Source organism: Streptomyces sp. NPDC056883 (assembly GCF_042788835.1).
Lineage (GTDB): Bacteria > Actinomycetota > Actinomycetes > Streptomycetales > Streptomycetaceae > Streptomyces > Streptomyces stoeckheimensis.
The window spans coordinates 118,079-143,019 of sequence record NZ_JBHUBS010000004.1 but is presented as its reverse complement, the minus strand read 5'-3'; the positions used below and the strand labels follow the sequence as shown (position 1 = coordinate 143,019).

The following is a 24,941-nucleotide window of genomic DNA, read 5'->3' as shown; positions in this document are numbered from 1 at the left end:
GTCTATCCCGGGGGCCATTCGAAGCCGCGGCCGCCGAGGACGTGCGCGTGCGCGTGGAAGACGACCTGCCCGGCCCTGGCGCCGGTGTTGAAGACGAGCCGGTAGGCGTGGTCGGCGAGCCCCTCGTCGACCGCGACGCGGCCGGCTTCGGTCAGGACGTCGGCGGCGATCCCGGGCTCCGCGGCCGCGAGGGAGGCGGCGTCGGGGTAGTGCGCCTTCGGGATGACGAGGACGTGGGTGGGTGCCTGCGGATTGATGTCGCGGAAGGCGACGGTCGTGTCCGTCTCCCGGACGACCGTCGCGGGAATGGTCCCCGCGACGATCTTGCAGAACAGGCAGTCGGCCTGCGGTTCCCCGGCCATGTGCTGAGCCCTTCGTGACGGGTGATCGGTTCCGGCATCGTATCCACCGCCACCGTCCGGACCGGTCAACCGGTCAACCGGTCAGGACCGGCGGCCCGTCAGGACCGGCAGCCGTCAGGGCCGGCAGCCCGTCAGGACCAGCGCCCCGTCCGCGCCAGCAGCACCGCCGCCGCGGCCGTGCCCGCCGTGGAGGTGCGCAGGACGGAGCGGCCCAGCCGGTACGGGTGCGCCCCGGCCGCGGCGAAGGCGGCGAGTTCGTCCGGGGAGACCCCGCCCTCGGGTCCGACGACCAGGACGATGGAGCCTGCGGCGGGCAGTTCCGCGGAGGCCAGCGCGCCCGAAGGGGCGTCCCGGTCCTCGTGCAGGACCACCGCGAGGTCGGCCTCCGCGAGCAGCGCCGCGACCTGCTTGGTCGACAGCGCCTCCGCGACCTCGGGGAAGCGGACCCGACGGGACTGCTTGCCGGATTCGCGGGCGGTGGCCCGCCACTTGGCGAGGGATTTGGCGCCGCGGTCGCCGCGCCACTGGGTGATGCAGCGCGAGGCCTGCCAGGGCACGATCGCGTCGACGCCGGTCTCCGTCATGGTCTCGACGGCGACCTCGCCCCGGTCGCCCTTGGGCAGGGCCTGGACGACGGTGATCCGGACGGCCGGCTCCGGCTCCTCGAAGACCCCGGACACGGAGACGACGAGGCGGTCCTTGCCCTCGGCGGCCGTCACGACGGCCTCGGCCCAGCCGCCCCGGCCGTCGGTCAGCACGAGGGCCTCGCCGGGGGCCAGCCGCTTCACGGAGACCGCGTGGCGGCCCTCAGAGCCGTCCAGGACGAACTCCGGCCCCGCGGGAACCTTTTCGACCACGAACACCGGGGCGGTCATGACGCACTCCTCATCTGCATTGCCTTCAACGCGTTCTGGGCCGCGCCGAGTTCCGCCGCGAGCACCTCCACCAGTTCCCCGGCCGGCAGGGCCCGTGCCAGCCGGTGGCCCTGGCCCGCCCACAGGGCCATACCCTGCGGGTCCCCGGCCGCGGCGGCGGCCTTGCGCAGCGGCGCGGTCAGGTGGTGGACCTGCGGGTACGCGGCCGGGGCGTACGGGCCGTGCTCGCGCATGAACCGGTTGACCAGTCCGCGGGCCGGCCGCCCGGAGAAGGCCCGGGTCAGCTCCGTCCGGACGAACAGCGGGTCGGTCAGCGCCTTCTTGTGCAGGGGGTGCGCGCCGGACTCCGGGCAGGCCAGGAAGGCCGTGCCGAGCTGTGCGGCCTCCGCGCCGGCGGCGAGCAGCGCGGCGATCTGCGAGCCGCGCATCAGGCCGCCCGCCGCGATGATCGGGAGGGCCACGGCCTCGCGCACCTGCGCGACGAGCGCGAGCAGGCCGACTCCGGCCGTGCCGTCGCCCTGCGGGTCGTCGCGGTGGGTGCCCTGGTGGCCGCCCGCCTCCACGCCCTGGACGCAGACGGCGTCGGCGCCGGCCGCCTGGGCGGCGCGGGCCTCCTCGACGGAGGTGACGGTGGCGATCGTGTACGTACCGACCTTGCGCAGGCAGGTGAAGGCCGCGGGCGAGGGCAGGCCGAAGGTGAAGGAGACCACGGGTACCGGGTCTTCGATGAGAATGGCCAGTTTGGCGTCGTAGCCGTCGTCGTTGGTGCCGATGATGTCCTCGTCGGCGAGGGAGATCCCGTACCAGGCGGCCTCGTTGGCGAGGTGCCCGCGGTAGACCTCCAGGGCCGCCGGGTCCACGTGGGAGGACTGCGGCAGGAAGAGGTTGACGCCGAAGGGGCGGCGGGTGAGCGCGCGCAGCCGCTTGATCTCCTGGTACATGCCGTCGGCGGTCTTGTAGCCGCCGGCGAGGAATCCCAGTCCGCCCGCTTCGCACACGGCGGCCGCGAGCGGCGGGCAGGACGCGCCGCCCGCCATGGGCGCCTGCACGATCGGGTACGCGAAGAGACCGTTCGGTGCGGAGGACATGAGCTGCATCGTGCCATGTCCCGCTCACGGGACCGAATCACGGCATTCGCCTGGCATAGTCCCGTTCACCGGGGTGCCCGAATACCGCCGCCGCCCCGCCGCCCCGCATGCCGCGAGCCCGGTCCGGGGATTCCCGGACCAGGCTCGCAGGTGTTCTCGTACGCTGCTGCGCGCGCTGCTCAGCGCCCGTTGAAGGCGTCCTTCAGGCGGCTGAACAGGCCTTGCTGGCCCGGCGCGAACTGGCCCATCGGCCGCTCCTCGCCGCGCAGCTTGGCCAGCTGGCGCAGCAGGTCCTCCTGCTGCGCGTCCAGCTTGCCCGGGGTGGTGACCTCGACGTGCACGATCAGGTCGCCGCGCCCGCCGCCGCGCAGGTGGGTGACGCCGCGTCCGTGCAGCGGGATCGCCTGCCCGGACCCGGTGCCGGGCCGGATGTCGATCTCCTCCAGGCCGTCCAGCGTCTCCAGCGGGCACTTGGTGCCCAGGGCCGCCGCCGTCATCGGGATGGTGACCGTGCAGTGCAGGTCGTCCCCGCGCCGCTGGAACGTCGGGTGCGGCAGCTCGTGGATCTCCACGTACAGGTCGCCGGCGGGGCCGCCGCCGGGGCCGACCTCGCCCTCGCCCGCGAGCTGGATCCGGGTGCCGTTCTCGACGCCGGCCGGGATCTTGACGGTGAGGCTGCGGCGGGAGCGGACCCGGCCGTCGCCCGCGCACTCGGGGCACGGGGTCGGGACCACGGTGCCGAAGCCCTGGCACTGCGGGCAGGGCCGCGAGGTCATGACCTGGCCCAGGAAGGACCGGGTGACCTGCGAGACCTCACCGCGGCCGCGGCACATGTCACACGTCTGCGCCGAGGTGCCGGGGGCGGCACCCTCGCCGGAACAGGTGGTGCAGACGACGGCCGTGTCGACCTGGATGTCCTTGGTCGTGCCGAAGGCCGCCTCGTCCAGTTCCAGGTCGAGGCGGATCATGGCGTCCTGGCCGCGGCGGGTCCGCGAGCGCGGTCCGCGCTGCGAGGACTGGCCGAAGAAGGCGTCCATGATGTCGGAGAAGTTGCCGAAGCCGCCCGCTCCGAAGCCGCCGGCTCCGCCGCCGCCCGAGGAGGACAGCGGGTCGCCGCCGAGGTCGAAGACCTGCTTCTTCTGCGGGTCCGAGAGGACCTCGTAGGCGGCGTTGATCTCCTTGAAACGCTCTTGCGTCTTGGGATCGGGGTTCACATCCGGGTGCAGCTCGCGGGCGAGCCGCCGGAATGCCTTCTTGATCTCGTCCTGCGATGCGTCGCGGCGCACGCCGAGAACGGCGTAGTAGTCCGTGGCCACTTACGACTCCGCCAGGATCTGTCCGACGTAACGTGCCACTGCGCGTACCGCTCCCATCGTTCCGGGGTAGTCCATGCGGGTCGGTCCGACCACGCCGAGTTTGGCGACTGCTTCGCCGCCCGAACCGTAGCCGACCGAGACGACGGACGTGGAGTTCAGTCCCTCGTAGGCGTTCTCATGCCCGATCTTTACGGCCATTCCCGACTCACTGGCCTCGCCCAGCAGCTTGAGGAGCACGACCTGCTCCTCCAGCGCTTCGAGCACCGGCCTGATCGTCAGGGGAAAATCGTGTCCGAAGCGGGTGAGGTTGGCGGTGCCGCCGATCATCAGCCGCTCCTCCGCCTCCTCGACCAGCGTTTCGAGAAGGGTGTCGAGGACGGCTCGCACCGTCACCCGGTCCTCGTTCTCGAAGGACTCCGGAAGGTCCTTCACCAGCGGCGGCACGTCGGTGAACCGGCGGCCGACGACACGGCTGTTGAGGCGGGCCCGCAGGTCCGCGAGCGAGGCCTCCCCGAAGGGGGCCTGGCAGTCGACGAGCCGCTGCTCGACCCGGCCGGTGTCCGTGATGAGGACGAGCATCAGGCGGGCCGGGGCCAGCGAGAGCAGCTCGACGTGCCGGACGGTGGAGCGGGTGAGCGACGGGTACTGGACGACGGCGACCTGCCGGGTGAGCTGCGCGAGCAGCCGCACCGTACGGCCGACGACGTCGTCGAGGTCCACGGCCCCGTCGAGGAAGTTCTGGATGGCCCGGCGCTCGGGCGTCGACAGCGGTTTGACCCCCGCCAGCTTGTCGACGAAGAGGCGGTAGCCCTTGTCGGTGGGGATCCGGCCGGCGCTGGTGTGGGGCTGGGCGATGTAGCCCTCGTCCTCCAGCACGGCCATGTCGTTGCGCACGGTGGCGGGCGAGACGCCGAGCCGGTGCCGCTCGGTGAGCGCCTTGGAGCCGACCGGCTCCTCCGTCCCGACGTAGTCCTGGACGATGGCGCGCAGCACTTCGAGTCTGCGTTCGCTGAGCATCGCGCACACCTCCATCGTTTCCGTCGTCCGTTGCTTCGACCGACTCGGTCTGTTGGCACTCTGAGCGTTCGAGTGCCAGAGATCCCCCGGTCAGTGTACGGCGGGGTGGTACACCCCTAGCAAGGGCGGCCCGCCAAGGTAGCGTCGCGGCATGGACGTGCGTTGGGAAGAGGCGGGCTGGGAACGGCTCACCGAACGGGCCGGCCGGCGACGCCTGCCGGTGTGGGACTGCACCGTGGGACTGGTGGTGGGCGAGGATTCCGCCCTTCTGATCGACCCCGGGTCCTCCCTGCGCGAAGGGGCGCTGGTGCGCACCGAAGCGGAGTGGCTGGCGGGCCGGCGCGTGACCCATCTCGCATTCACACACGGACATTTCGACCACGTGTTGGGCGGTGCGGCGTTCGCGGGGGCCGAGGTCTACGGTCCGGTCGGGCTGGACGCCCTGCTCTCCGTGAGCCGGGACGAGCTGCGGGCGGACGCGGTCCGGCACGGCCTGGCGGCGGCCGAGGCGGCCGAGGCGGCGGATCTGCTGGTGCTCCCCCGGCACCTGGTGTCGGGCGAGTGGACGCTCGACCTGGGCGGGGTGCAGGTGCTGCTGGCGAACGTGGGCCCGGGGCACACCCGGTACGATCTGGCCGCCTTCGTGCCCGGTGAGCGCGAGGTGGTCTTCTGCGGGGACCTGGTCGAGGAATCGGGCGAGCCGCAGGCGGGTCCGGACGCGGTGCCGCGGCAGTGGCCGGCGGCCCTGGACCGGCTCCTCGCCCTGGGCGGGGACGACGCTCTGTACGTACCGGGTCACGGAGCGGTGGTCGACGCGGCCTTCGTACGTGCCCAACGCGACACACTGGCGGCCCGTTTCGGCGTGTCGGACACCTGAGACGGCCCGCTCTCCTACCCTCGGCCGGATGCGTGAGTACTCCCCCGACCTGACCCCGCAGTGGAAGCGCGCCAAGCCCGTGCCGGAGGTGCCGGCCGATCCCGATCTGGTGGTCGAGGTGGCGGGTACGGACTTCTGCGGCGCGGTGGTGGCCTGCGAGGCGGGCACGGTCACCCTGGAGGACCGCTTCGGCAAGCGCCGCGTCTTCCCCCTCGAACCCCGCGGTTTCCTCCTGGACGGCGCGGTGGTGACCCTGACCCGCCCGGCGCGGGGGCCGGCCGCCCCGGCCCGTACGGCCTCGGGCTCCCTCGCCGTCCCCGGGGCCCGGGCACGGGTGGCCCGGGCGGGCCGGATCTACGTGGAGGGCCGCCACGACGCCGAACTCGTCGAACGGGTGTGGGGCGACGACCTGCGCATCGAGGGCGTCGTGGTGGAGTACCTGGAGGGCATCGACGACCTCCCGTCGGTGGTCGCGGACTTCGCCCCCGCCGCCGACGCCCGGCTGGGCATCCTGGTGGACCACCTGGTCCCGGGCTCCAAGGAGTCCCGCATCGCCGCCTCGGTGACCTCCCCGCACGTCCTGATCGTGGGCCACCCGTACGTGGACGTCTGGCAGGCGGTGAAGCCCTCGGCCCTGGGCATCCGCGCCTGGCCGGTGATCCCGCCCGGCCAGGACTGGAAGACGGGCATCTGCCGTGCCCTGGGCTGGCCGGAGAACACCGGAGCCGCCTGGCAGCACATCCTGTCCCGCGTGACCTCGTACAAGGACCTGGAGCCCACCCTCCTGGGCGCGGTGGAGCACCTGATCGACCACGTGACGGCGTAGCCCGGAACACACGGCCCTGCGGGCGAAGTCCCCTACCCGCCCTTCCACCGTTCCCCGGGCTCCGCCCGGACCCCCGCTCCTCAAACGCCGGCGAGGCTGGAACTGCCCTCCGGGCAATCCAGCCCCAGCCACATCCAGCCCCTCCGGCGTTTGAGGAGCGGGGGTCCGGGGGCTGGCCCCCGGCAACGGCGCCGCACCCGGCAACGGGTCCGGGCGGAGCCCGGGGAACGGGCGAAGGGCGGGTAGGGGACTTCGCCCCGCAGGGTTGAGCCCCCGGACGGGGTCAGTCGACCAGGTCGCGGACCACCGCGTCGGCCAGGAGCCGACCCCGCAGGGTCAGGACGGCCCTGCCGGCCGCGTACGGGCCGGCTTCGAGGAGCCCGTCGGCCAGGGCGCGCCCGGCCGCCGCCAGCCCCGCAGGGGCCAGCAGGGACAGCGGGACCCCGTCCACGAGCCGGAGCTCCAGCAGGATCCGCTCCACCCGCCGGTCCTCCTCCGAGAGGAGCTCCCGCCCCGCCCCGGGCGACCGCCCCTCCGCCAGCGCCGCCGCATACGCACCGGGATGCTTCACGTTCCACCACCGCACCCCGCCCACGTGCGAGTGCGCTCCGGGCCCGGCCCCCCACCAGTCGGCGCCGCGCCAGTACAGCTCGTTGTGCAGGCACCGCCCGGCCTCGGAGGTGGCCCAGTTCGAGACCTCGTACCAGGAGTACCCCGCGTCGGCCATCACCGAGTCGAGGATCAGGTACCGGTCCGCGTGGACGTCGTCGTCCGTCATCGGGACCTCGCCCCGCCGGATCCGCCGCGCGAGCTGGGTGCCCTCCTCCACGATCAGCGCGTAGGCGCTGATGTGATCGGGCCCGGCCCCCAGCGCCGCCGACAGCGATGCGCGCCAGTCCTCGTCCGACTCCCCCGGCGTCCCGTAGATCAGGTCCAGGTTCACGTGCTCGAAACCCGCCGCCCGCGCCTCCGCGACGCAGGCCTCGGGCCGCCCGGGGGTGTGCGTGCGGTCGAGCACCTTCAGGACGTGCTGCTTCGCGCTCTGCATGCCGAAGGAGATGCGGTTGAAGCCGCCCGCGCGCAGCTCGGCCAGGTACTCCGGGTTCACGGACTCCGGATTGGCCTCGGTGGTGATCTCGGCGTCCTCGGCCAGCCCGAATTCCTCGCGGATCGCCGCGAGCATCCGTACGAGGTCGCCGGCGGGCAGCAGCGTGGGCGTGCCGCCGCCCACGAAGACGGTCCGTACGGCCCTGGGGTCGTCCCCGAGCACCTTCCGCGCGAGCCTGATCTCGTCGATCAGGGTGTCGGCGTAGTTCTCCCGGGAGGCGAGCACGCCGCCGGTGCCCCGCAGCTCGGTGGCCGTGTAGGTGTTGAAGTCGCAGTATCCGCAGCGCGTGGCGCAGTACGGAACGTGCAGGTAGAACCCGAGCGGCCGCTCCCCGGCTCCCGCCAGGGCGTGGAGCGGCAGCGAGCCGTCTTCGGGCATGGGTTCACCGTCGGGCAGTGCGGAAGGCATGGGCCCATTGTCCCGCACTGCCCCAAGGTCGTTTACGGTCCCGCGCGGGACCCCGGGCCGCGCCCGGTGCTACGCCTCGCGGGAGCCCTCGTACATCTCGTCGATGAGGTGCTTGAACTCGCGCTCGACGACCGGCCGCTTCAGCTTGAGGCTCGGGGTGAGGTCCCCGTGCTCCACGTCGAGGTCACGCGGCAGGAGGCGGAACTTCTTGACCGTCTGCCAGCGCTGGAGGCCCTCGTTGAGGGTCTGGACGTAGGTCTCGATGAGGCGGTTGGTCTCGGGGGCGGCCAGGACCTGGGAGTACGTCTTGCCCTCCAGGCCGCTCTCGGCGGCCCAGACCAGGATGGAGGGCTCGTCGAGGGCGATGAGCGCGGAGCAGAAGTTCCGGTCGGCGCCGTGGACGACGATGCTGGAGACGTAGGGGCAGAGCGCCTTGAACTGGCCCTCGATCTCCGCCGGGGCGACGTACTTGCCGCCCGAGGTCTTGATCAGGTCCTTCTTGCGGTCGGTGATGCGCAGGTAGCCGTCGGCGGAGAGCTCGCCGATGTCGCCCGTGTGCAGCCAGCCGTCGGCCTCCAGCACCTCGGCGGTCTTCTCGGGCTGCTGGTGGTAGCCCTGCATGATGCCGGGGCCGCGCAGGAGCACCTCGCCGTCGTCGGCGATGCGGACCTCGGTGCCGGGGAGCGGCTTGCCGACGGTGCCGGTGCGGTAGGCCTCGCCGGGGTTGACGAAGGAGGCCGCGCTGGACTCGGTGAGCCCGTAGCCCTCCAGGATGTGGATGCCCGCGCCGGAGAAGAAGTAGCCGATCTCGGGGGCGAGGGCGGAGGCGCCGGAGACGGCGGCGCGCAGGTTGCCGCCGAAGGCCTCGCGGAGCTTGGAGAAGACGAGCGCGTCGGCGATCTTGTGCTTGGTGGCGAGGCCCATCGGGGCGCTGGCCCGGCCGGTGCGGCGGAAGTTGTCCTGCGTGACCTTGGCGTACTCGCGGGCCACGCCGACGGACCACTGGAAGATCTTGTACTTGGCGCCGCCGCCGGCCCTGGCCTTGGCCGCGACCCCGTTGTAGACCTTCTCGAAGATGCGCGGAACGGCCGCCATGTAGGTCGGCTGGACGATCGGCAGGTTCTCGATGATCTTGTCGATGCGGCCGTCGACGGCGGTGACGTGGCCGACCTCGATCTGGCCGGAGGTGAGCACCTTGCCGAAGACGTGCGCGAGCGGCAGCCAGAGGTACTGGACGTCGTCCTTGGTGATCAGACCGGTGGCCACGGTGGCCTTGGCCATGTACGACCAGTTGTCGTGCGGCAGCCGCACGCCCTTGGGCCGGCCGGTGGTGCCCGAGGTGTAGATGAGGGTGGCGAGCTGCTCCGCGGTGATGGCCGCGATCCGCTCCTTGACCGCCTCGGGGTGCTTGGCCAGGTACGCGCGGCCGCGCTCCTCCAGATCGGCCAGCGAGAGCACCCAGCCCTCGGGGTCGCCGTCGGCCGGGACCGCGTCGGCGGCCTCGACGACCACCACGTGGGCGAGCTCGGGCAGGTCGGCGCGGCGCTCACGGGCCTTGGCCAGCTGCGCGGCGTCCTCGGCGATCAGGATCCGGCTCTCGGAGTCGGAGAGGATGAACGCCGATTCCTCGGCGTTCGTGCTCGGGTAGATGGTGGTGACGGCGCCGCCGGCGCACATCACGCCGAGGTCCGCGAGGATCCACTCGACCCGGGTGTTGGAAGCCAGCGCGACGCGCTGCTCCGGCTGGATCCCGAGCTCTACGAGTCCGGCCGCGATGGCGAAAACCCGCTCGGCGGCCTGGCCCCAGCTGAGCGACTTCCAGTCGTCCGGGCCGCCCCGGCCGTCCGCGGCGGGCACCGGATAGCGGTAGGCCTCGCCGTTGGGCGTGGCGGCGACGCGCTCCAGGAAGAGGGTCGCCACGGTGGGCGGACGGTTCTCGATCAAGGTCTGTGTGGCGCTCACGGACATCCTCCGGACCACTCGGCAGGGCCTGTTCATCACAGGGGCGGACTGACTGGGTGGTGGGTCAGGGTGGGTGGCTGAGTCAGGGTGGGTGGCTGAGTCAGGGCTTGGCAGCATCCGACCAAAAAAACTGGCGAGTAACCAACGAGCAGTGATCAGACTAGGGGCCCTCCGCCTGGCGCGTAAGAGGCCCTGGGGAGCCGATTCATAACGAAACAGGCCCCCGCGCCGGAGCGCGGGGGCCTGCTGCGTGTCGGACGCCGACGCGGCGGCTACTTCTTCTTGCTGCCGGACTCGTCGCTGGAGAGGACGGCGATGAAGGCCTCCTGCGGGACCTCCACGGAGCCGACCATCTTCATGCGCTTCTTGCCTTCCTTCTGCTTCTCCAGCAGCTTCCGCTTACGGGAGATGTCACCGCCGTAGCACTTGGCGAGGACGTCCTTGCGGATGGCGCGGATGGTCTCGCGGGCGATGACGCGGGAGCCGACGGCCGCCTGGATCGGGATCTCGAAGGCCTGCCGCGGGATGAGCTCGCGCAGCTTGGCGACCAGGCGCACGCCGTAGGCGTAGGCGGCGTCCTTGTGGCAGACGGCGGAGAAGGCGTCGACCTTGTCGCCGTGCAGCAGGATGTCGACCTTGACCAGGCTGCCCGACTGCTCGCCGGTGGGCTCGTAGTCCAGGGAGGCGTATCCGCGCGTCTTGGACTTCAGCTGGTCGAAGAAGTCGAAGACGATCTCCGCGAGCGGCAGCGTGTAGCGGATCTCGACCCGGTCCTCGGAGAGGTAGTCCATCCCGAGGAGGGTGCCGCGGCGCTGCTGGCAGAGCTCCATGATCGCGCCGATGAACTCGGAGGGCGCGAGCAGGGTGGCCCGTACGACCGGCTCGAACACGTCCCTGATCTTGCCCTCGGGGAACTCGCTCGGGTTGGTGACGGAGACTTCCTTGCCGTCCTCCATGACCACGCGGTAGACCACGTTCGGCGCGGTGGCGATCAGGTCGAGGCCGAACTCGCGCTCCAGGCGCTCGCGCACCACGTCCAGGTGGAGCAGGCCGAGGAAGCCGACGCGGAAGCCGAAGCCCAGCGCCGCCGAGGTCTCGGGCTCGTAGACCAGCGCGGCGTCGTTGAGCTGCAGCTTGTCCAGGGCCTCGCGCAGGTCCGGGTAGTCCGAGCCGTCGAGCGGGTACAGGCCCGAGAAGACCATCGGGCGCGGGTCCTTGTAGCCGCCGAGGGCCTCGGTCGCGCCGTTGTTCAGGCTGGTGATGGTGTCACCGACCTTGGACTGACGGACGTCCTTCACGCCGGTGATGATGTAGCCCACCTCGCCGACGCCGATGCCGTCGGCCGGGGTCATCTCTGGGGAGGAGACACCGATCTCCAGCAGCTCGTGCGTGGCGCCGGTCGACATCATCCGGATGCGCTCGCGCTTGTTGAGCTGGCCGTCGACGACACGGACGTAGGTGACGACGCCGCGGTACGAGTCGTAGACCGAGTCGAAGATCATCGCGCGCGCGGGGGCGTCCTTGGGACCGACCGGGGCCGGGACCGTGGCGACGATCTTGTCGAGCAGCACGTCCACGCCGAGACCGGTCTTCGCCGAGACGCGCAGGACGTCCTCGGGCTGGCAGCCGACCAGGTTCGCGAGCTCCTCGGCGAACTTCTCCGGCTGGGCGGCCGGCAGGTCGATCTTGTTCAGGACCGGGACGATCGCGAGGTCCTTCTCCATCGCCAGGTACAGGTTGGCGAGGGTCTGCGCCTCGATGCCCTGAGCCGCGTCCACCAGCAGGACCGTGCCCTCGCACGCCGCCAGGGAGCGCGAGACCTCGTAGGTGAAGTCGACGTGTCCCGGGGTGTCGATCATGTTGAGGATGTGGGTCTTGCCCTGGTCCTCGCCCGTGTTCGGCGCCCACGGCAGTCGGACCGCCTGGGACTTGATCGTGATGCCGCGCTCACGCTCGATGTCCATGCGGTCGAGGTACTGGGCGCGCATCTGCCGCGAGTCCACCACACCGGTGAGCTGGAGCATCCGGTCGGCAAGGGTCGACTTGCCGTGGTCGATGTGCGCGATGATGCAGAAGTTGCGGATCAGCGCCGGGTCGGTACGGCTCGGCTCGGGCACGTGGCTGGGGATCGCGGGCACGCAGTGTCCTGATTCTCGGGTCGCAGTCGGAACGAAGTGGTGGGCGTCGGTCTGCGTGAAATCAGATCTGGTCGGGTCTAGTCGGATCTATACGCAGACTCCCATGGTCCCATGAACCGGAGAGTGCGCTCGGTTTGGGCCGGTCGGACGGCAGCTGGTAACCTGAGCAGCTGTGTCTCGTGTGCCCTCTAGCTCTACGGGACGCAATCCGAAGATCAAATCTCTGAACCTGCAAAGGCTCTTTCGTGGCGAACATCAAGTCCCAGGTCAAGCGCAACAAGACGAACGAGAAGGCTCGCCTTCGCAACAAGGCCGTCAAGTCCTCGCTGAAGACCGCCATCCGCAAGGCCCGTGAGGCCGTCGTCGCCGGTGACGTCGAGAAGGCCACCGTGGCTTCCCGCGCCGCTTCCCGCGCGCTCGACAAGGCCGTCTCGAAGGGTGTCATCCACAAGAACGCCGCCGCCAACAAGAAGTCGGCGCTGGCCTCCAAGGTTGCCTCCCTCCAGGGCTGAGCTCCTGATGTGATCGCCGGGCCGGGACCCAGCGGGCCCTCTCTCCCGCTCCCGACCGGCACTCCGCGCCGCACACGAAGCGTTCGCCACGCGGGTGCGGTGCACACCGAGAAGTAACCGAAGGCCCCGGCCGCCTCCCTTCCCCAGGGCAGCGGCCGGGGCCTTCGGCGTGCCCGGGGCCTAAGGCGTGCGCGGGGCCTTCGGCATACCCGGGGCTCAGGAGTGGCAGTACAGGTTGACCAGGACCGCCTCGGCGTCGAGACCGTCGAGATAGCGGTCGGCCTGCTCCCAGTGGCCCTCGCCCTCCGTGCCCGCGTCCGTCCACGCGCCGTCGAGGGTGACCAGGGCGAAGCCGGGCACCGCGGACCGGACCGACCGCAGCCGGGCTTCCTCGTGGTCCTGGGCGAAGTACGCGACCGGGTCGTTGACCAGGAACGACATCCCGAAGTGCGAGTCTCCCGCGACGGCCCGCTGGGCCACGTCCTGCACCAGCGGCTGGGCCAGATGGTGCTCCCGGGCCTGGGCCGCGGAGTACGCCTCGGGGTCGGCCTCGTGGCGGGCGAGGAAGTCCGTCAGCGGGCGGGCCGGCGGGTGTACCGCGCTCAGCTCCGTCCACGCTGTGAGGACGGCGTCGTACGAGCCCGACGCGCGGCGCCGCATGCCGTCGAAGTCGAGCAGCCCCCGGGGCCCGCCGTAGCATTCCAGCGGCCCGAGGGGACCGAGCTCGGCCTTCCTGCGCGGCACGGTCGAGGCCGTGACGAGACGCCGGTCGCCGCCGTACCGGGGCAGCACGAGGTAGGCGCCGCCCCGGCCCGCGCGGATGGCCCACGCGTCCCAGTGGCCGACCGGGTTGTACTCCCGGGTGAGGTTGATGTCGTAGGGCGCCATGGCCGCTGCCACTGCCTTCGGGATCTTCCGGGGCGAGGTGGGCGGCAGGCACACGGTGACATGGAATCTGGTCATGCCCGGGAGCGTAGGACCTGCGGTCTTCCGGCCCGGAAGCGGGTCGAGGCCGAGGACCCCCCGTCCGGCGTTTGAGGACCGGGGTCCGGGCAGCGCCCGGCTGGGGGTCCCCCCGGACGGAATCTGGGGGATGGGCGAAGGGCGGGTAGGGGACTTGGCCCTGCTCCGGCCACCCGTAGCTGCGGGCCGCCGCAGCCCGCAACCGGGCGGAGCCACAGGGCCGGGCCGTCGGAGGCTCGCCCCCTACGCCCGCTGGGGCCGGGCCGCCCGCGCCACCGCCACGACCGCCTTCTCCAGCGCGTACTCCGGATCGTCGCCCCCGCCCTTGACCCCCGCGTCCGCCGCGGCCACCGCGCGCAGCGCGTCCGAGACTCCGTCCGCCGACCACCCCCGCATCTGCTGCCGGACCCGGTCGATCTTCCACGGCGGCATGCCGAGGTCGCGCGCGAGGTCCCCGGGGCGGGCCCCCCGCGGAGCCGAGGCCAGCTTCCCGATCGCCCGTACCGCCTGGGCCAGCGCGCTGGTGATCAGGACCGGAGCCACCCCGGTGGACAGGGACCAGCGCAGGGCCTCCAGCGCCTCCGCGGTGCGCCCCTCCACCGCACGGTCGGCGACCGTGAAGCTCGAGGCCTCGGCCCGGCCGGTGTAGTAGCGGCCGACCACGGCCTCGTCGATCGTGCCCTCGACGTCCGCGCACAGCTGCGCCACCGCGCTCGCCAGCTCCCGCAGGTCGCTGCCGATCGCGTCGACCAACGTCTGGCAGGCCTCGGGCGTGGCCGAACGGCCCAGCGTCCGGAACTCTCCCCGTACGAACGCCATCCGGTCGGCCGGCTTCGTCATCTTCGGGCAGGCGATCTCGCGGGCACCCGCCTTGCGCGCGGCGTCCAGCAGGCCCTTGCCCTTGACGCCGCCCGCGTGCAGGAGGACGAGGGCGATCTCCTCGAACGGCGCGGCGAGGTACGCCTTGACCTCCTTGACCGTGTCGGCCGAGAGGTCCTGCGCATTGCGCACGACGAGCACCTTGCGCTCCGAGAAGAGCGAGGGGCTGGTCAACTCGGCCAGGGTGCCGGGCTGGAGCTGTTCGGAGACGAGGTCACGCACGTCCGTGTCGGCATCGGCGGCGCGGGCCGCCGTCACGACCTCCCGCACGGCGCGGTCGAGCAGCAGGTCCTCCTGCCCCACCGCGAGGGTGATCGGGGCGAGCGGATCGTCGGTGGAATTCTTCCTGGTGGCCATCGCCTCCAGCATCCCACGCCACACTGACAGACCCTCGCGGCCCGGCCCCTTCGGCGGCCCCCCTTCCGCGGCCACCCTTCCCCGGCCCGCTTCCGCAGCCCGCTCCCCCATGCCCGAGAATGTCCGGGTGAACGTGCGACATGTACTGGTCCTGCCCGACCGCGACGCCGCCGAGGAGGTGGCGCGGGAGGTGGTCGACCGCTTCGGCCTCCCGGAGGAACCGCAGCTGGTCCGCGACGCCCTCGCCGGCGAGGACGACGCCGAGGACGCCCAGTGGCTGGTGGTCGTCGAGGACCCGCGCGAACGGCTGGACGCCACGGCCCTGGACGAGCTCGCCGCCGAGTACGACGGCTGGCTCGAAGCCCCGTAGCGACCGGACCCCGCCCCGTCAGGCCTTGTGCACGACCTGCATGTCCAGGGCCACTTCCACGTTCGAGCCGATCGCCGCGATCCCCTGGGCCAGCATCGACTGCCAGTTCAGTGTGAAGTCCTCGCGGTTCAGTTCGGCTGTCGCCCGGCAGGCCGCCCTCGGCTCGCCCTCCAGGCCCGTGCCCAGACCCAGGTACCGGGCGTCCAGGGTGACGGACCGGCTGACCCCGTGGAGGGTGAGAGCGCCCGCCACGGTCCAGTGGCTGCCGCTGCGGTGGATGAACCGCTCGCTGTAGAACTCCACCGTCGGATAGCGGGCCGCGTCCAGGAAGTCCGCGGAACGCAGGTGGTCGTCCCGCATCCGCAGCCCGGTGTCGATGCTCGCCGCGTCGATGATCACGCGCATGGAGGAGTCCTCCATGCGGTCGGCTATCCGCACCGCGCCGGCGAAGGTGTTGAACCGGCCGTTGATCCGGGCGAAGCCGATGTGCCGGGCCGAGAACCCGATCGACGAATGCCCCGGGTCGAGCTCCCAGTGGCCCGGCTGCGGCAGCAGCGGCGGATCCACCGAGTCCAGCACGATCTCCCCGGTACCGGGCTGCGCCGGGTCCCCCACCAGCGTCGCCCCGTGGAAGGGCGCGTACCCCTCGGCCGTGACGGCCAGCCGGTACTCGCCCGCCGGCACCGCCGCCGTGAACCCGCCGTACGGGTCGGTCTCCCCGCTGACGATCCGCCGGCCGATCGGGTCGGTCACCTCGAACTTGGCCTGCCGGACCGGCTGGTGGACCGTGTCGAGCACCCGGCAGCTGAGCAGCCGCGCGGTATGAGGAAGCGTCAGTGTCGCGGATGTCTGGGGACTGGCGCTTCCCGCCGTCTCCATCCCCCGTCTGCGACTGAACATGGTGTATGCACCCCCGTGCTGTGTGGGCTTGGACCGCTCTGGCGAAAACGCATTCGATCATGCTGCCGGGTTGTGGGCAAACGGAGCGGTCACTCCTGGTATGCCCGTGCCGGGTCCGTCGCCGAATGGCCGGGAACGCCCGCAGCCGCGGGCCGCTGCCGGTGACGGCGACCGAACCGTCCTCATCCGTGCGCAGCACGGCCGCGCCCGACTCCCGCAGCCGGGCGAGCGTACCCGCCGCGGGGTGCCCGTACCTGTTCCCGGCGCCCACCGGGACGATCGCGAGGCGCGGCCGGATCCGCTCGTACAGTCCGGGATCCTGATGGGCGCTGCCGTGGTGGGCGACCTTGAGGACGTCGACCGGCCCCAGTTCCGGATGGTTCCTCAGCAGGGCCTGCTGGGAGCCCGGTTCGAGGTCCCCCAGCAGGAGCAGGGTCAGCCCGGCGCCGCGCACCAGCAGGGCCACGCTCGCGTCGTTGGGACCCTCGGGCGGAGCGTCCCCGGCCGGCGGCCACAGCACCTGCCACTCCAGCGGCCCGGCCCGGCGCCGCTCCCCCTCCGCGGCACGCACGAGGGGAACTCCCGCGGCCGCCGCCGTCCGCCGCACGAACGCGGCCTGCCTGGGCGGTTCTTCCAGTCCGGTGACCTCCACCACACCCACCGAGCGGCCCCTGAGCACCCCCGGCAACCCGCCCACGTGGTCGGCGTGGAAGTGGGTCAGCAGGAGCAGCGGCACCCGGCTCACGCCCAGCTCCCTCAGGCAGGCGTCCACCGGCCCCGGCTCGGGGCCCGCGTCCACCACCACGGCCGTCCCCGGGCCGACCGCGAGCACGGCGGCGTCCCCCTGGCCCACCGCGCACTGGGTGTAGATCCAGTCGGGCGGCGGCCAGCCTTTGACCGTACGAGTGACCAGCGGCGGCCTCAGTACGGCGAGGAGCAGCACCACGGCCAGGGCGGAGGCGAGCCATCGCCCACGGCCGAACCGCCTGCCGAGCACCACCGCCGCGAAGGTGGCCGTGGCGAGCAGCAACCCTCCGCCCACCCCGCCGGGCCAGCCCAGCTCCGCCCCGGGCAGTCCCGCACCGCCCCGGGCCACGGCGGCGATCCACCCGGCGGGCACCCCCGCGCACCAGGCGAGCACCTCGGCCACCGGCCGGCACACCGGGGCCGCCGCCAGCGCGCCGAACCCCAGGACCGTGGCGGGTCCCGCCGCCATCTCGGCCAGCAGGTTGCAGGGCACCGCCACCAGGCTCACCCGGGCCGACAGCACCGCGACGACCGGCGCACACACCGCCTGGGCCGCCGCCGCGGCCGCCAGCGCCTCGGCCCAGCGGGGCCGCATCCCGCGCCGCTGCAGGGCCTCGCTCCACCGGGGAGCCAGCGTCAGCAGGGCCCCGGTGGCCAGGACGGAGAGCAGGAAGCCGTAGCTCCGGGCCAGCCAGGGGTCGTAGAGCACCAGCAGCAGTACGGCGGCGGCCAGCGCCGGGATCAGGGATCTGCGCCGCCCGGTGGCGATGGCCAGCAGGGTGACCGAGCCGCAGGCCGCCGCCCGCAGCACGCTGGGCTCCGGCCGGCACACCACGACGAAGGCCAGGGTCAGCGCCACCCCGCACAGGGCCGTCGCCCGCAGCGAGAGCCCCAGGCGGGGCGCCAGCCCGCCCCGCTCGGCCCGCTGCGCGCGGGCTGGGGCGCCGATGAGGAGGAAGAGCACCACGGTCAGGTTGGACCCGGAGACGGCCAGCAGGTGCAGCAGATCGGTGGCGCGGAACGCGTCGTGCAGATCGGGCTCCACCCGGGAGGTGTCCCCGACCACCAGCCCGGGCAGCAGGGCCCTGGCGTCCGGGGCCAGCCCGTCGGTGACCTCGCGCAGCCCGGCCCGCAGCCGCCCGGCGATCCGCTGCACGGTGTCCGGACCGCCGGTCACCCGCGGCGGGGCGTCCCCGGCCGGCCGGAGCAGGGCGACGGCCCGCTCCCCACCCCGCGCCGGGGCCAGCCGGGCCACCACCGCGACCCGTGTCGAGGGCTGCAACCGGGCCCACCCCGGATGCCCCGCCAGCACCCGCACCGGGGTCGACACCCGGGTCGAGGCACCGTCGGGCCCGGTCACCCGGGTCACCACCGCGTCGAGCACCACCACCGGCGGCCCGCTCCCGGTCCGGGCGGTCCGCGGGTCGGAGTCCACGGTGAGATCCGCGAGCACCCGGGCATGGCCCCGGGCCAGCTCCGGGACCGGCCCGGCCCGCGCTTCGGCCCGCTGGAGCCCCGCCAGCCCGGCCCCGGCGGCCGCACACAGCAGCACCGCCGCCACGGCCGTCCGGAACGGCCCGGAGCGCCTCCGCCGGCCCAGCATCAACACCCCGGCCGCACCCACTCCCAGCCCCGCCGCCGCAACACTCCCTCCGACGGGTGCCCCCAGCCCCAAGGCGGCCGCCCCCCACACGGCAAGAGCCGGCCCCACCAGCCGCAGATCCAGGGGCCCCGCTTCCCCCACCCCTCGCTCCCGCCGACCCGAACCCCCCTCACTCCCATCCGGCTCGCCCGGATCCCGCCCGCCCGCACCCTGCCCCGCGGGTTCCCGCTCGGCCGCAGCCCGCACACTCGCAACCCGCCCGGCCGACCCGGACACGCTCCGTTCCCGCCCCGGCGGGCCCGGGTCCGCCGGAACCCGCCCCGGTCCCACGTGCCGGCTCACGGTCGCACCAGCTCGCGCAGGTCGGCGAAGCGGCGCTCACCGATCCCGTTGACCTGTCGCAGCTCCTCCACGGAGCGGAAGCCCCCGCGCGCCGTGCGGAAGTCCACGATGTGCTGCGCGAGGACCGGGCCGACCCCCGGCAGGCCGTCCAGTTGCTCGGCCGTGGCCGTGCCGAGGCTCAGCGGCCCCGCCGCCGGACCCCCACGGCCCGTCATCGGCGGCGGTGGGGCCGGAGCGCCCACCAGCACCTGCTCGCCGTCCATGAGCACGCGGGCCCGGTTCAGGCCGGTGGTGTCCGTCCCGGGCCGCACTCCCCCGGCGGCGGCCAAGGCGTCCTCCACCCGCGAGCCGGGAGGCAGCTTGCGCACCCCCGGGTCACGGACCTTGCCGCTGACGTCCACCAGGATGGGACCGGAGCCGGAGCCGGAACCGGGGCCCGCCCGCGCCACGGTCGGGGCCGGCAGGGCGGCCGCCGCGGGGGCCACCACGGCGGGTGCGGTCACCGGCCGGGGCCGGGCCGCCCCGTACTGCTGCACGGCGAACCCGACGGCGACGACCAGCACCACCGAGACGGCCGCCACCGTGCGCGGCTCCACCCCGCAACGGGTCTGCAGCCATACGGGCAGCCGCTCCCGCACCGCGAGCCACCGCAAAGCCCCGCCGGGCACCTCCCGGCCCTCGGCCGGAGCCACGGCCCCGCCCCGGGCGGGTTCGTCGGACCGGTCAGGCGCGTCGGCCCGCACCACCGGATCGGGCCTGCCCAGCGGATCCGGCCGGGTCGGCGGCGGAGCCCCCGGAGGGCGGCCCGCTCCGAGCAGGGCCTCGGCCCGGCGCCGCATGACCTCGGGGTCGGGGCGGCCGGATCGCTGTCCGCGGCGATGCCGCAGACGGCCGTCGGAGAGGCGGGGACGGCCGGGGCCACTGGTGGCGCCGACGGGACCTGACGTGCGCGTACGAAGAGTCATGCCACGACGGTAGGGCCGAGCCGCGACCCGCGTTCGGAAGCCTCAATTCCGGTGGATGGCCCGGGCGTTGTGGATATCTCCGTCACTCGATCCGGTGATCAGCGCGGGGAGACGACCGCCGCCAGCAACCCCGGTCCGGTGTGTGCCCCGATCACCGCGCCGACCTCGCTGACGTGCAGCTCGACCAGCCCTGGGATGCGCTCACGAAGCCGCTGAGCGAGCTTCTCCGCGCGTTCCGGGGCCGCGAGGTGGTGCACGGCCACGTCGACGGGGCCGGAACCGGCGCGCTCGACGGCCAGCTCCTCCAGGCGGGCTATGGCCTTGGAGGCCGTACGCACCTTCTCCAGCATCTCGATCCGCCCGCCGTCCAGCGTCAGCAGCGGCTTGACCGCGAGCGCCGAGCCGAGCAGGGCCTGCGCGGCCCCGATGCGGCCGCCGCGGCGGAGGTAGTCGAGGGTGTCGACGTAGAAGTACGCGGACATGCCGGCGGCCCGCTTCTCCGCGGCGGCAACGGCCTCGTCGAGGGAACCCCCGGCTTCGGCCACCTCCGCCGCGGCCAGGGCGCAGAAGCCCAGGGCCATGGCGACCATGCCGGTGTCGACGACGCGGACGGGCACCGTGGCGGACTTCGCGGCGAGCACGGCGGCGTCGTAGGTGCCGGAGAACTCCGCCGACAGGTGCAGGCTGACGATGCCGGTCGCACCGGCCTCCACAGCCGTCCGGTAGGCCCGGACGAAGTCCTCGGGACTGGGGCGGGAGGTGGTGACCGAGCGGCGCTTCTGCAGGGCCAGAGCGAGGCTCCTGGCCGAGATCTCGGTGCCCTCTTCCAGGGCCTCGTCGCCGAGGACCACGGTCAGCGGGACGGAGGTGATTCCGTGCCGCGCCATGGCCGGTTGGGGCAGGTAGGCCGTGGAATCCGTGACGATCGCGACATGGCGGGACATGAGGCGGAGGTTACCGGCAGTGGGGGTGTTCCGGCAGCCCGGGTCCACCGGTGGCCCTCCGGCCACGCCTCCGGGTGACCTGCCGCCGGGCTCCCGCCCACGGTTCCGCCGGGCCCGCGGCTGCGACGGCTGCGGGTGCTCGGCCCTGCGGGGCGGGGTCCCCTACCCGCCCTTCCACCGTTCCCCGGGCGCTGCCCGGACCCGCGCCTCAAACGCCGGCGAGGCTGAGTGTGTCCCCGGGCTCTGCCCGGACCCCGGTCCTCAAACGCCGGACGGGCTGAAAAGAAAGGGCTCCGCCCCGGACCCCGCACCTCAAACGCCCGCGAGGCTGAATGCCTCAGGTCGTCGCTTCCGGGCGGCGGGTCTTCTGCCAGGGGTACTGGGGGGCCGGGGCGGGTTCCGAGAGGGCTGCGGGCTGGGGGGTGTTCCACGTGGGGGGCGTGGATGTGGGCGTGGTCGTGGCGTGGGGGATGTCGTCCGCCGGGCCGCGGGACCAGTCCCGCAGGGCGCCCGACTCGACGTCGATCTGGGCCGACAGGTGCGACAGGTCGTCTTCCGCGAAGCGCCGCGCACGGTCGCGCGCCGCCCAGCGCAGCGAGTCCGAGGCCTGCGTGATCCGCGCCGTGCGCTCCCGCAGCTCCGGCAGGACCGCCGCGATCCGCTGCCGGTCGGGCTCCGCCTCCAGGCGCTTCAGCTCGTCGTCGAGTTCGTGCCCGTGGGCGCTCAGCCGCTCGAACAGCCCGATCGACTCCTTCAGCGAGGCGTCCGCCTGGACCCCCTCGTAGAGCGCCTGCTGCGTCGCCCGCATCGAATTGCGCAGGTCCAGCCGCAGCGTGGCCAGCGCGCCCGGGACACCGACCTGGCCGAAGCTGCGGGCCTTCAGGGTGGTGTCCTCCACCGTGCGGCGGGCCTGGGTGATGGTCCGGTCCACACCGCGCGCGGCGGCCTTGACCACCTTCGTCGTCACGTAGACACCGAGTCCCAGGAAGGCGAACAGCAGCATCAGGGCCACGATGATAAAAGCCGCCTCCATGAGGGTCCCTTCCCCAGCCGTTTACGTCCCTTCCACCGTAAACGCCACGGGCAGGCCGCGGGTTCCAATCGAACCCCCAACCTGCCCGTACGGGAATACCCCTAGACGCGCCCGACGGGCCCGCCGGATGCGTCAGACGACGATGTTCACCAGCTTCGGCGCGCGCACGATCACCTTGCGGATCTCCGCCCCGCCCAGCGCCGCCACGACCGTCTCGTCGCCCAGCGCCAGCTGCTCCAGCTCCGCGTCGGAGATGGCCGGAGACACCTCCAGGCGGGCCTTGACCTTGCCCTTGATCTGGACGACGCACGTGACGCTCTCGTCCACGACGTACGCCGGGTCGGCGACCGGGAAGTCCTGGTGGACGACCGACTCGGCGTGGCCCAGCCGCTGCCACAGCTCCTCGGCGATGTGCGGCGCCAGCGGGGCCACCAGCAGCACCAGCCGCTCCGCGACCGAGCGCTCCAGCGGCCGGCCCGCCTTCGTCAGGGTGTTGTTCAGCTCGGTGATCTTCGCGATGGCGGTGTTGAACCGCAGCCCGGTCATATCGGCGCCGACCCCGTCGATCGCCTTGTGCAGGGCGCGCAGGGTGGCCTCGTCCGGCTCCCCGTCGACGACCGTCACGGCGCCGGTCTCCTCGTCCACCACGTTGCGCCACAGGCGCTGCAGCAGCCGGTACTGGCCGACGACGGCGCGGGTGTCCCAGGGACGCGAGACGTCCAGCGGGCCCATCGCCATCTCGTACAGGCGCAGGGTGTCCGCGCCGTACTCCTCGCAGATCTCGTCCGGCGTGACGGCGTTCTTCAGGGACTTGCCCATCTTGCCGTGCTCACGCTTGACCGGCTGGCCCTGGTGGAAGTAGCCGCCGTCCCGCTCCTCGACCTCGGCCGCCGGGACGTACACACCGCGCGAGTCGGTGTACGCGTACGCCTGGATCATGCCCTGGTTGAACAGCTTGTGGAACGGCTCCACCGAGGAGACGTGGCCCAGGTCGAACAGCACCTTGGACCAGAACCGCGCGTACAGCAGGTGCAGCACCGCGTGCTCGGCGCCGCCCACGTACAGGTCGACGCCGCCGTGCGGCTGACCCTCGCGCGGACCCATCCAGTACTTCTCGATCTCCGGGTCGACCAGGGCCGAGCCGTTGTTCGGGTCCAGGTAGCGCAGCTCGTACCAGCAGGAGCCGGCCCAGTTCGGCATGGTGTTGGTCTCGCGCCGGAACGGGCGCACTCCGCGCCCGTCGCCCAGGTCCAGCTCGACGTTGACCCACGCCTGGTTGCGCGACAGCGGGGTCTCCGGCTGGGAGGCCGCGTCGTCGGGCTCGAAGGTGCGCGGCGAGTAGTCCTCGACCTCCGGCAGCTCCAGGGGCAGCATCGACTCGGGCAGCGGGTAGGCGACGCCGTCCTCGTCGTAGACGATCGGGAAGGGCTCGCCCCAGTAGCGCTGGCGGCTGAACAGCCAGTCGCGCAGCCGGAAGTTGACGGTCCCCTCGCCGATGCCGCGCTCGGCCAGCCAGTCGGTGATCGCGGCCTTGGCCTCGACCACGCCCAGGCCGTCCAGCGTGACGCCCTCGCCCGTCGAGTTGACGATCGTGCCGTCGTACGAGGTGAACGCGCCCTCCCACTCCAGCGGGTCGGCGTCACGGTCGTCCGTCGGCTGCACGACGCAGCGCATCGGCAGCTCGAAGGCGCGCGCGAATTCGAAGTCGCGGCCGTCGTGGGCCGGGACGGCCATGATCGCGCCCGTGCCGTAGCCCATCAGCACGTAGTCCGCGATGAAGACGGGCACCTGGTCGCCGCTGACCGGGTTGGTCGCGTACGCGCCGGTGAAGACGCCGGTCTTGTCCTTGGCCTCGGCCTGACGCTCGACGTCCGACTTCGCGGCGGCCTGCTTGCGGTACGAGTCCACGGCCTCGGCCGGGGTCGCGTTGCCGCCGGTCCACAGCTGGTGGGTGCCCTCGGGCCACTCCGCCGGGACGATCTTCGAGACCAGGTCGTGCTCGGGGGCCAGCACCATGTAGGTGGCGCCGAACAGCGTGTCGGGGCGGGTGGTGAAGACCGTGATGGCTTCGCCGTCGCCGACCGCGAAGTCCACGCGCGCGCCCTCGCTGCGGCCGATCCAGTTGCGCTGCTGCAGCTTGATGGCCTCGGGCCAGTCCAGCGCGTCCAGGTCGTCGATCAGGCGGTCGGCGTAGGCCGTGATCCGCATGTTCCACTGGCTCAGCCTGGACTTGAAGACGGGGAAGTTGCCGCGCTCGGACCGGCCGTCGGCGGTGACTTCCTCGTTGGCCAGTACGGTGCCCAGCCCGGGGCACCAGTTGACGGGCGCGTCCGAGGCGTACGCCAGCCGGTACCCGTTCAGCACGTCGGCCCGCTCGGCCGCGCTCAGCGCCGCCCAGGAGGCGCCGCCGGGCAGCTCACGGGAGCCGTCCTCGAAGGAGGCGACCAGCTCGGCGATGGGCCGGGCCTTCGCGGCGTCCGCGTCGTACCAGGAGTTGTAGATCTGCAGGAAGATCCACTGGGTCCACTTGTAGTAGTCCGGGTCGATCGTCGCGAACGACCGGCGCTTGTCGTGGCCCAGACCCAGCCGGCGCAGCTGGACCTTCATGTTCTCGATGTTCGCCTCGGTCGACACGCGCGGGTGCGTGCCGGTCTGCACGGCGTACTGCTCGGCCGGCAGGCCGAAGGCGTCGAAGCCCAGGGTGTGCAGGACGTTGTGGCCGGTCATCCGCTGGTGGCGGGCGAAGACGTCGGTGGCGATGTACCCGAGCGGGTGGCCGACGTGCAGGCCCGCACCCGAGGGGTACGGGAACATGTCCATGATGAACTTCTTCGGGCGCGCCACCACGGCTGCGTCGCCGGCCAGGTCACCGGTCGGGTTCGGGGCCTCGTACGTGCCCTGCGCGTCCCATACGTCCTGCCAGCGTGCCTCGATGTCGGCGGCCACGGCAGCCGTGTAACGGTGCGCCTCGGCCGCCTCGGGGGCCGGGGTGTTCGTCTCGCTCATGATTCCTGAAGCTCCATCGATCGTCTCTGCCGGTTCTGCTGCCCAAACGAAAAAACCCCTCGCACAGGAGGGGGCGCCGCGCCGGGCCGACCGCTTCGTGGGGTCGGAACTGTTCAGCGCGGCTCGGTAAGCAGAAGGCGTACGGCACGCATGGCGTCAGGGTACCGCAGCCCTTGCCACGCCCGCTCGGACGACCACACAACGAGAAGCGGGGCAACCATCCCAGGTGGGCCGCTTCCTCCCCTTGGAAGCATGGAGAAGCGAAACCCAGACCTCCCTCCCTCCCCGCCAACGCTCCCCCCCCTGCGCTCTAGCCCCTTTTCTTTTCTTCCTCCCTGTTGCC

General features: G+C 72.6%; 19 protein-coding genes and 1 pseudogene. 4 read left to right on the top strand and 16 right to left on the bottom strand.

Annotated elements, in window-relative coordinates:
- Positions 1 to 2: 2 nt before the first annotated feature.
- From ACFRU2_RS12490 to hrcA, 5 genes are all read right to left on the bottom strand, one after another.
- Positions 3 to 362: a histidine triad nucleotide-binding protein gene (locus ACFRU2_RS12490; protein WP_382971127.1), complete on the bottom strand. Its 360-nt coding sequence runs from the start codon at positions 360 to 362 to the stop codon at positions 3 to 5.
- Positions 363 to 493: 131 nt separating this feature from the next.
- Positions 494 to 1,237 carry a 16S rRNA (uracil(1498)-N(3))-methyltransferase gene (locus ACFRU2_RS12485; protein WP_382971124.1) on the bottom strand — a complete coding sequence of 248 codons (744 nt, stop codon included), beginning with the start codon at positions 1,235 to 1,237 and terminating at the stop codon, positions 494 to 496.
- Positions 1,234 to 2,325, bottom strand: coding sequence for a nitronate monooxygenase (locus ACFRU2_RS12480; RefSeq protein WP_382971121.1), 1,092 nt, complete (start codon positions 2,323 to 2,325; stop codon positions 1,234 to 1,236). Before ACFRU2_RS12480 ends, ACFRU2_RS12485 begins: the two co-directional genes overlap by 4 nt.
- Before the next feature lie 179 nt (positions 2,326 to 2,504).
- Positions 2,505 to 3,641 (bottom strand): molecular chaperone DnaJ, encoded by a 1,137-nt coding sequence (dnaJ, locus tag ACFRU2_RS12475; protein WP_274551983.1) that lies wholly within the window; start codon positions 3,639 to 3,641, stop codon positions 2,505 to 2,507.
- Complete coding sequence (hrcA, locus tag ACFRU2_RS12470) at positions 3,642 to 4,658, bottom strand: heat-inducible transcriptional repressor HrcA (protein ID WP_382971119.1); 1,017 nt, start codon at positions 4,656 to 4,658, stop codon at positions 3,642 to 3,644. It lies immediately after the preceding gene.
- 151 nt (positions 4,659 to 4,809) lie between these two features.
- Here hrcA and ACFRU2_RS12465 point away from each other — a divergent pair, with 151 nt between their 5' ends.
- The gene (locus tag ACFRU2_RS12465; RefSeq protein ID WP_382971117.1) at positions 4,810 to 5,535 is read left to right on the top strand and encodes an MBL fold metallo-hydrolase; all 726 of its coding nucleotides are present in this window, start codon (positions 4,810 to 4,812) and stop codon (positions 5,533 to 5,535) included.
- A gap of 28 nt (positions 5,536 to 5,563) precedes the next feature.
- Complete coding sequence (locus ACFRU2_RS12460) at positions 5,564 to 6,361, top strand: DUF3097 domain-containing protein (protein WP_267039353.1); 798 nt, start codon at positions 5,564 to 5,566, stop codon at positions 6,359 to 6,361.
- Between the two features lie 283 nt (positions 6,362 to 6,644).
- Here ACFRU2_RS12460 and hemW read toward each other — a convergent pair whose 3' ends face one another.
- From hemW to lepA, 3 genes are all read right to left on the bottom strand, one after another.
- Positions 6,645 to 7,877: a radical SAM family heme chaperone HemW gene (hemW, locus tag ACFRU2_RS12455; protein ID WP_382971114.1), complete on the bottom strand. Its 1,233-nt coding sequence runs from the start codon at positions 7,875 to 7,877 to the stop codon at positions 6,645 to 6,647.
- Positions 7,878 to 7,946: 69 nt separating this feature from the next.
- Entirely contained in the window at positions 7,947 to 9,839 is a 1,893-nt protein-coding gene (locus tag ACFRU2_RS12450) for an AMP-dependent synthetase/ligase (RefSeq protein ID WP_382971111.1), read from the bottom strand.
- A gap of 272 nt (positions 9,840 to 10,111) precedes the next feature.
- A complete protein-coding gene (lepA, locus tag ACFRU2_RS12445) occupies positions 10,112 to 11,977 on the bottom strand; it encodes a translation elongation factor 4 (protein WP_382971108.1) in 1,866 nt (621 codons plus the stop codon).
- A gap of 245 nt (positions 11,978 to 12,222) precedes the next feature.
- Between lepA and rpsT the strand changes: the two genes are divergently transcribed.
- Entirely contained in the window at positions 12,223 to 12,489 is a 267-nt protein-coding gene (rpsT, locus tag ACFRU2_RS12440; RefSeq protein WP_254383013.1) for a 30S ribosomal protein S20, read from the top strand.
- A 216-nt stretch (positions 12,490 to 12,705) separates the two neighbouring features.
- Here the strand turns inward: rpsT and ACFRU2_RS12435 are convergent, their stop codons facing one another.
- Positions 12,706 to 13,452 (bottom strand): hypothetical protein, encoded by a 747-nt coding sequence (locus ACFRU2_RS12435; protein ID WP_382971105.1) that lies wholly within the window; start codon positions 13,450 to 13,452, stop codon positions 12,706 to 12,708.
- A gap of 243 nt (positions 13,453 to 13,695) precedes the next feature.
- Positions 13,696 to 14,688 carry a DNA polymerase III subunit delta gene (gene holA, locus ACFRU2_RS12430; protein ID WP_382971103.1) on the bottom strand — a complete coding sequence of 331 codons (993 nt, stop codon included), beginning with the start codon at positions 14,686 to 14,688 and terminating at the stop codon, positions 13,696 to 13,698.
- Between the two features lie 109 nt (positions 14,689 to 14,797).
- On the opposite strand from holA, the gene ACFRU2_RS12425 reads away from it, so the two are divergent.
- Positions 14,798 to 15,058: a hypothetical protein gene (locus ACFRU2_RS12425; RefSeq protein WP_382971100.1), complete on the top strand. Its 261-nt coding sequence runs from the start codon at positions 14,798 to 14,800 to the stop codon at positions 15,056 to 15,058.
- Positions 15,059 to 15,076: 18 nt separating this feature from the next.
- Here ACFRU2_RS12425 and ACFRU2_RS12420 read toward each other — a convergent pair whose 3' ends face one another.
- The 6 genes and pseudogenes from ACFRU2_RS12420 to leuS all read right to left on the bottom strand — a co-directional run bounded on the left by ACFRU2_RS12420 (position 15,077) and on the right by leuS (position 24,598).
- Positions 15,077 to 15,958 carry a YceI family protein gene (locus ACFRU2_RS12420; RefSeq protein ID WP_382971099.1) on the bottom strand — a complete coding sequence of 294 codons (882 nt, stop codon included), beginning with the start codon at positions 15,956 to 15,958 and terminating at the stop codon, positions 15,077 to 15,079.
- Positions 15,959 to 16,094: 136 nt separating this feature from the next.
- Positions 16,095 to 18,308: pseudogene (locus ACFRU2_RS12415) on the bottom strand (ComEC/Rec2 family competence protein); the annotation flags it as partial.
- A gap of 338 nt (positions 18,309 to 18,646) precedes the next feature.
- Complete coding sequence (locus ACFRU2_RS12410) at positions 18,647 to 19,615, bottom strand: helix-hairpin-helix domain-containing protein (protein ID WP_382971096.1); 969 nt, start codon at positions 19,613 to 19,615, stop codon at positions 18,647 to 18,649.
- A gap of 98 nt (positions 19,616 to 19,713) precedes the next feature.
- Entirely contained in the window at positions 19,714 to 20,559 is an 846-nt protein-coding gene (locus tag ACFRU2_RS12405; RefSeq protein ID WP_375953436.1) for a DegV family protein, read from the bottom strand.
- A gap of 337 nt (positions 20,560 to 20,896) precedes the next feature.
- A complete protein-coding gene (locus ACFRU2_RS12400) occupies positions 20,897 to 21,592 on the bottom strand; it encodes a hypothetical protein (protein ID WP_382971094.1) in 696 nt (231 codons plus the stop codon).
- Between the two features lie 132 nt (positions 21,593 to 21,724).
- Complete coding sequence (gene leuS, locus ACFRU2_RS12395) at positions 21,725 to 24,598, bottom strand: leucine--tRNA ligase (RefSeq protein ID WP_382971092.1); 2,874 nt, start codon at positions 24,596 to 24,598, stop codon at positions 21,725 to 21,727.
- Positions 24,599 to 24,941: the final 343 nt, after the last annotated feature.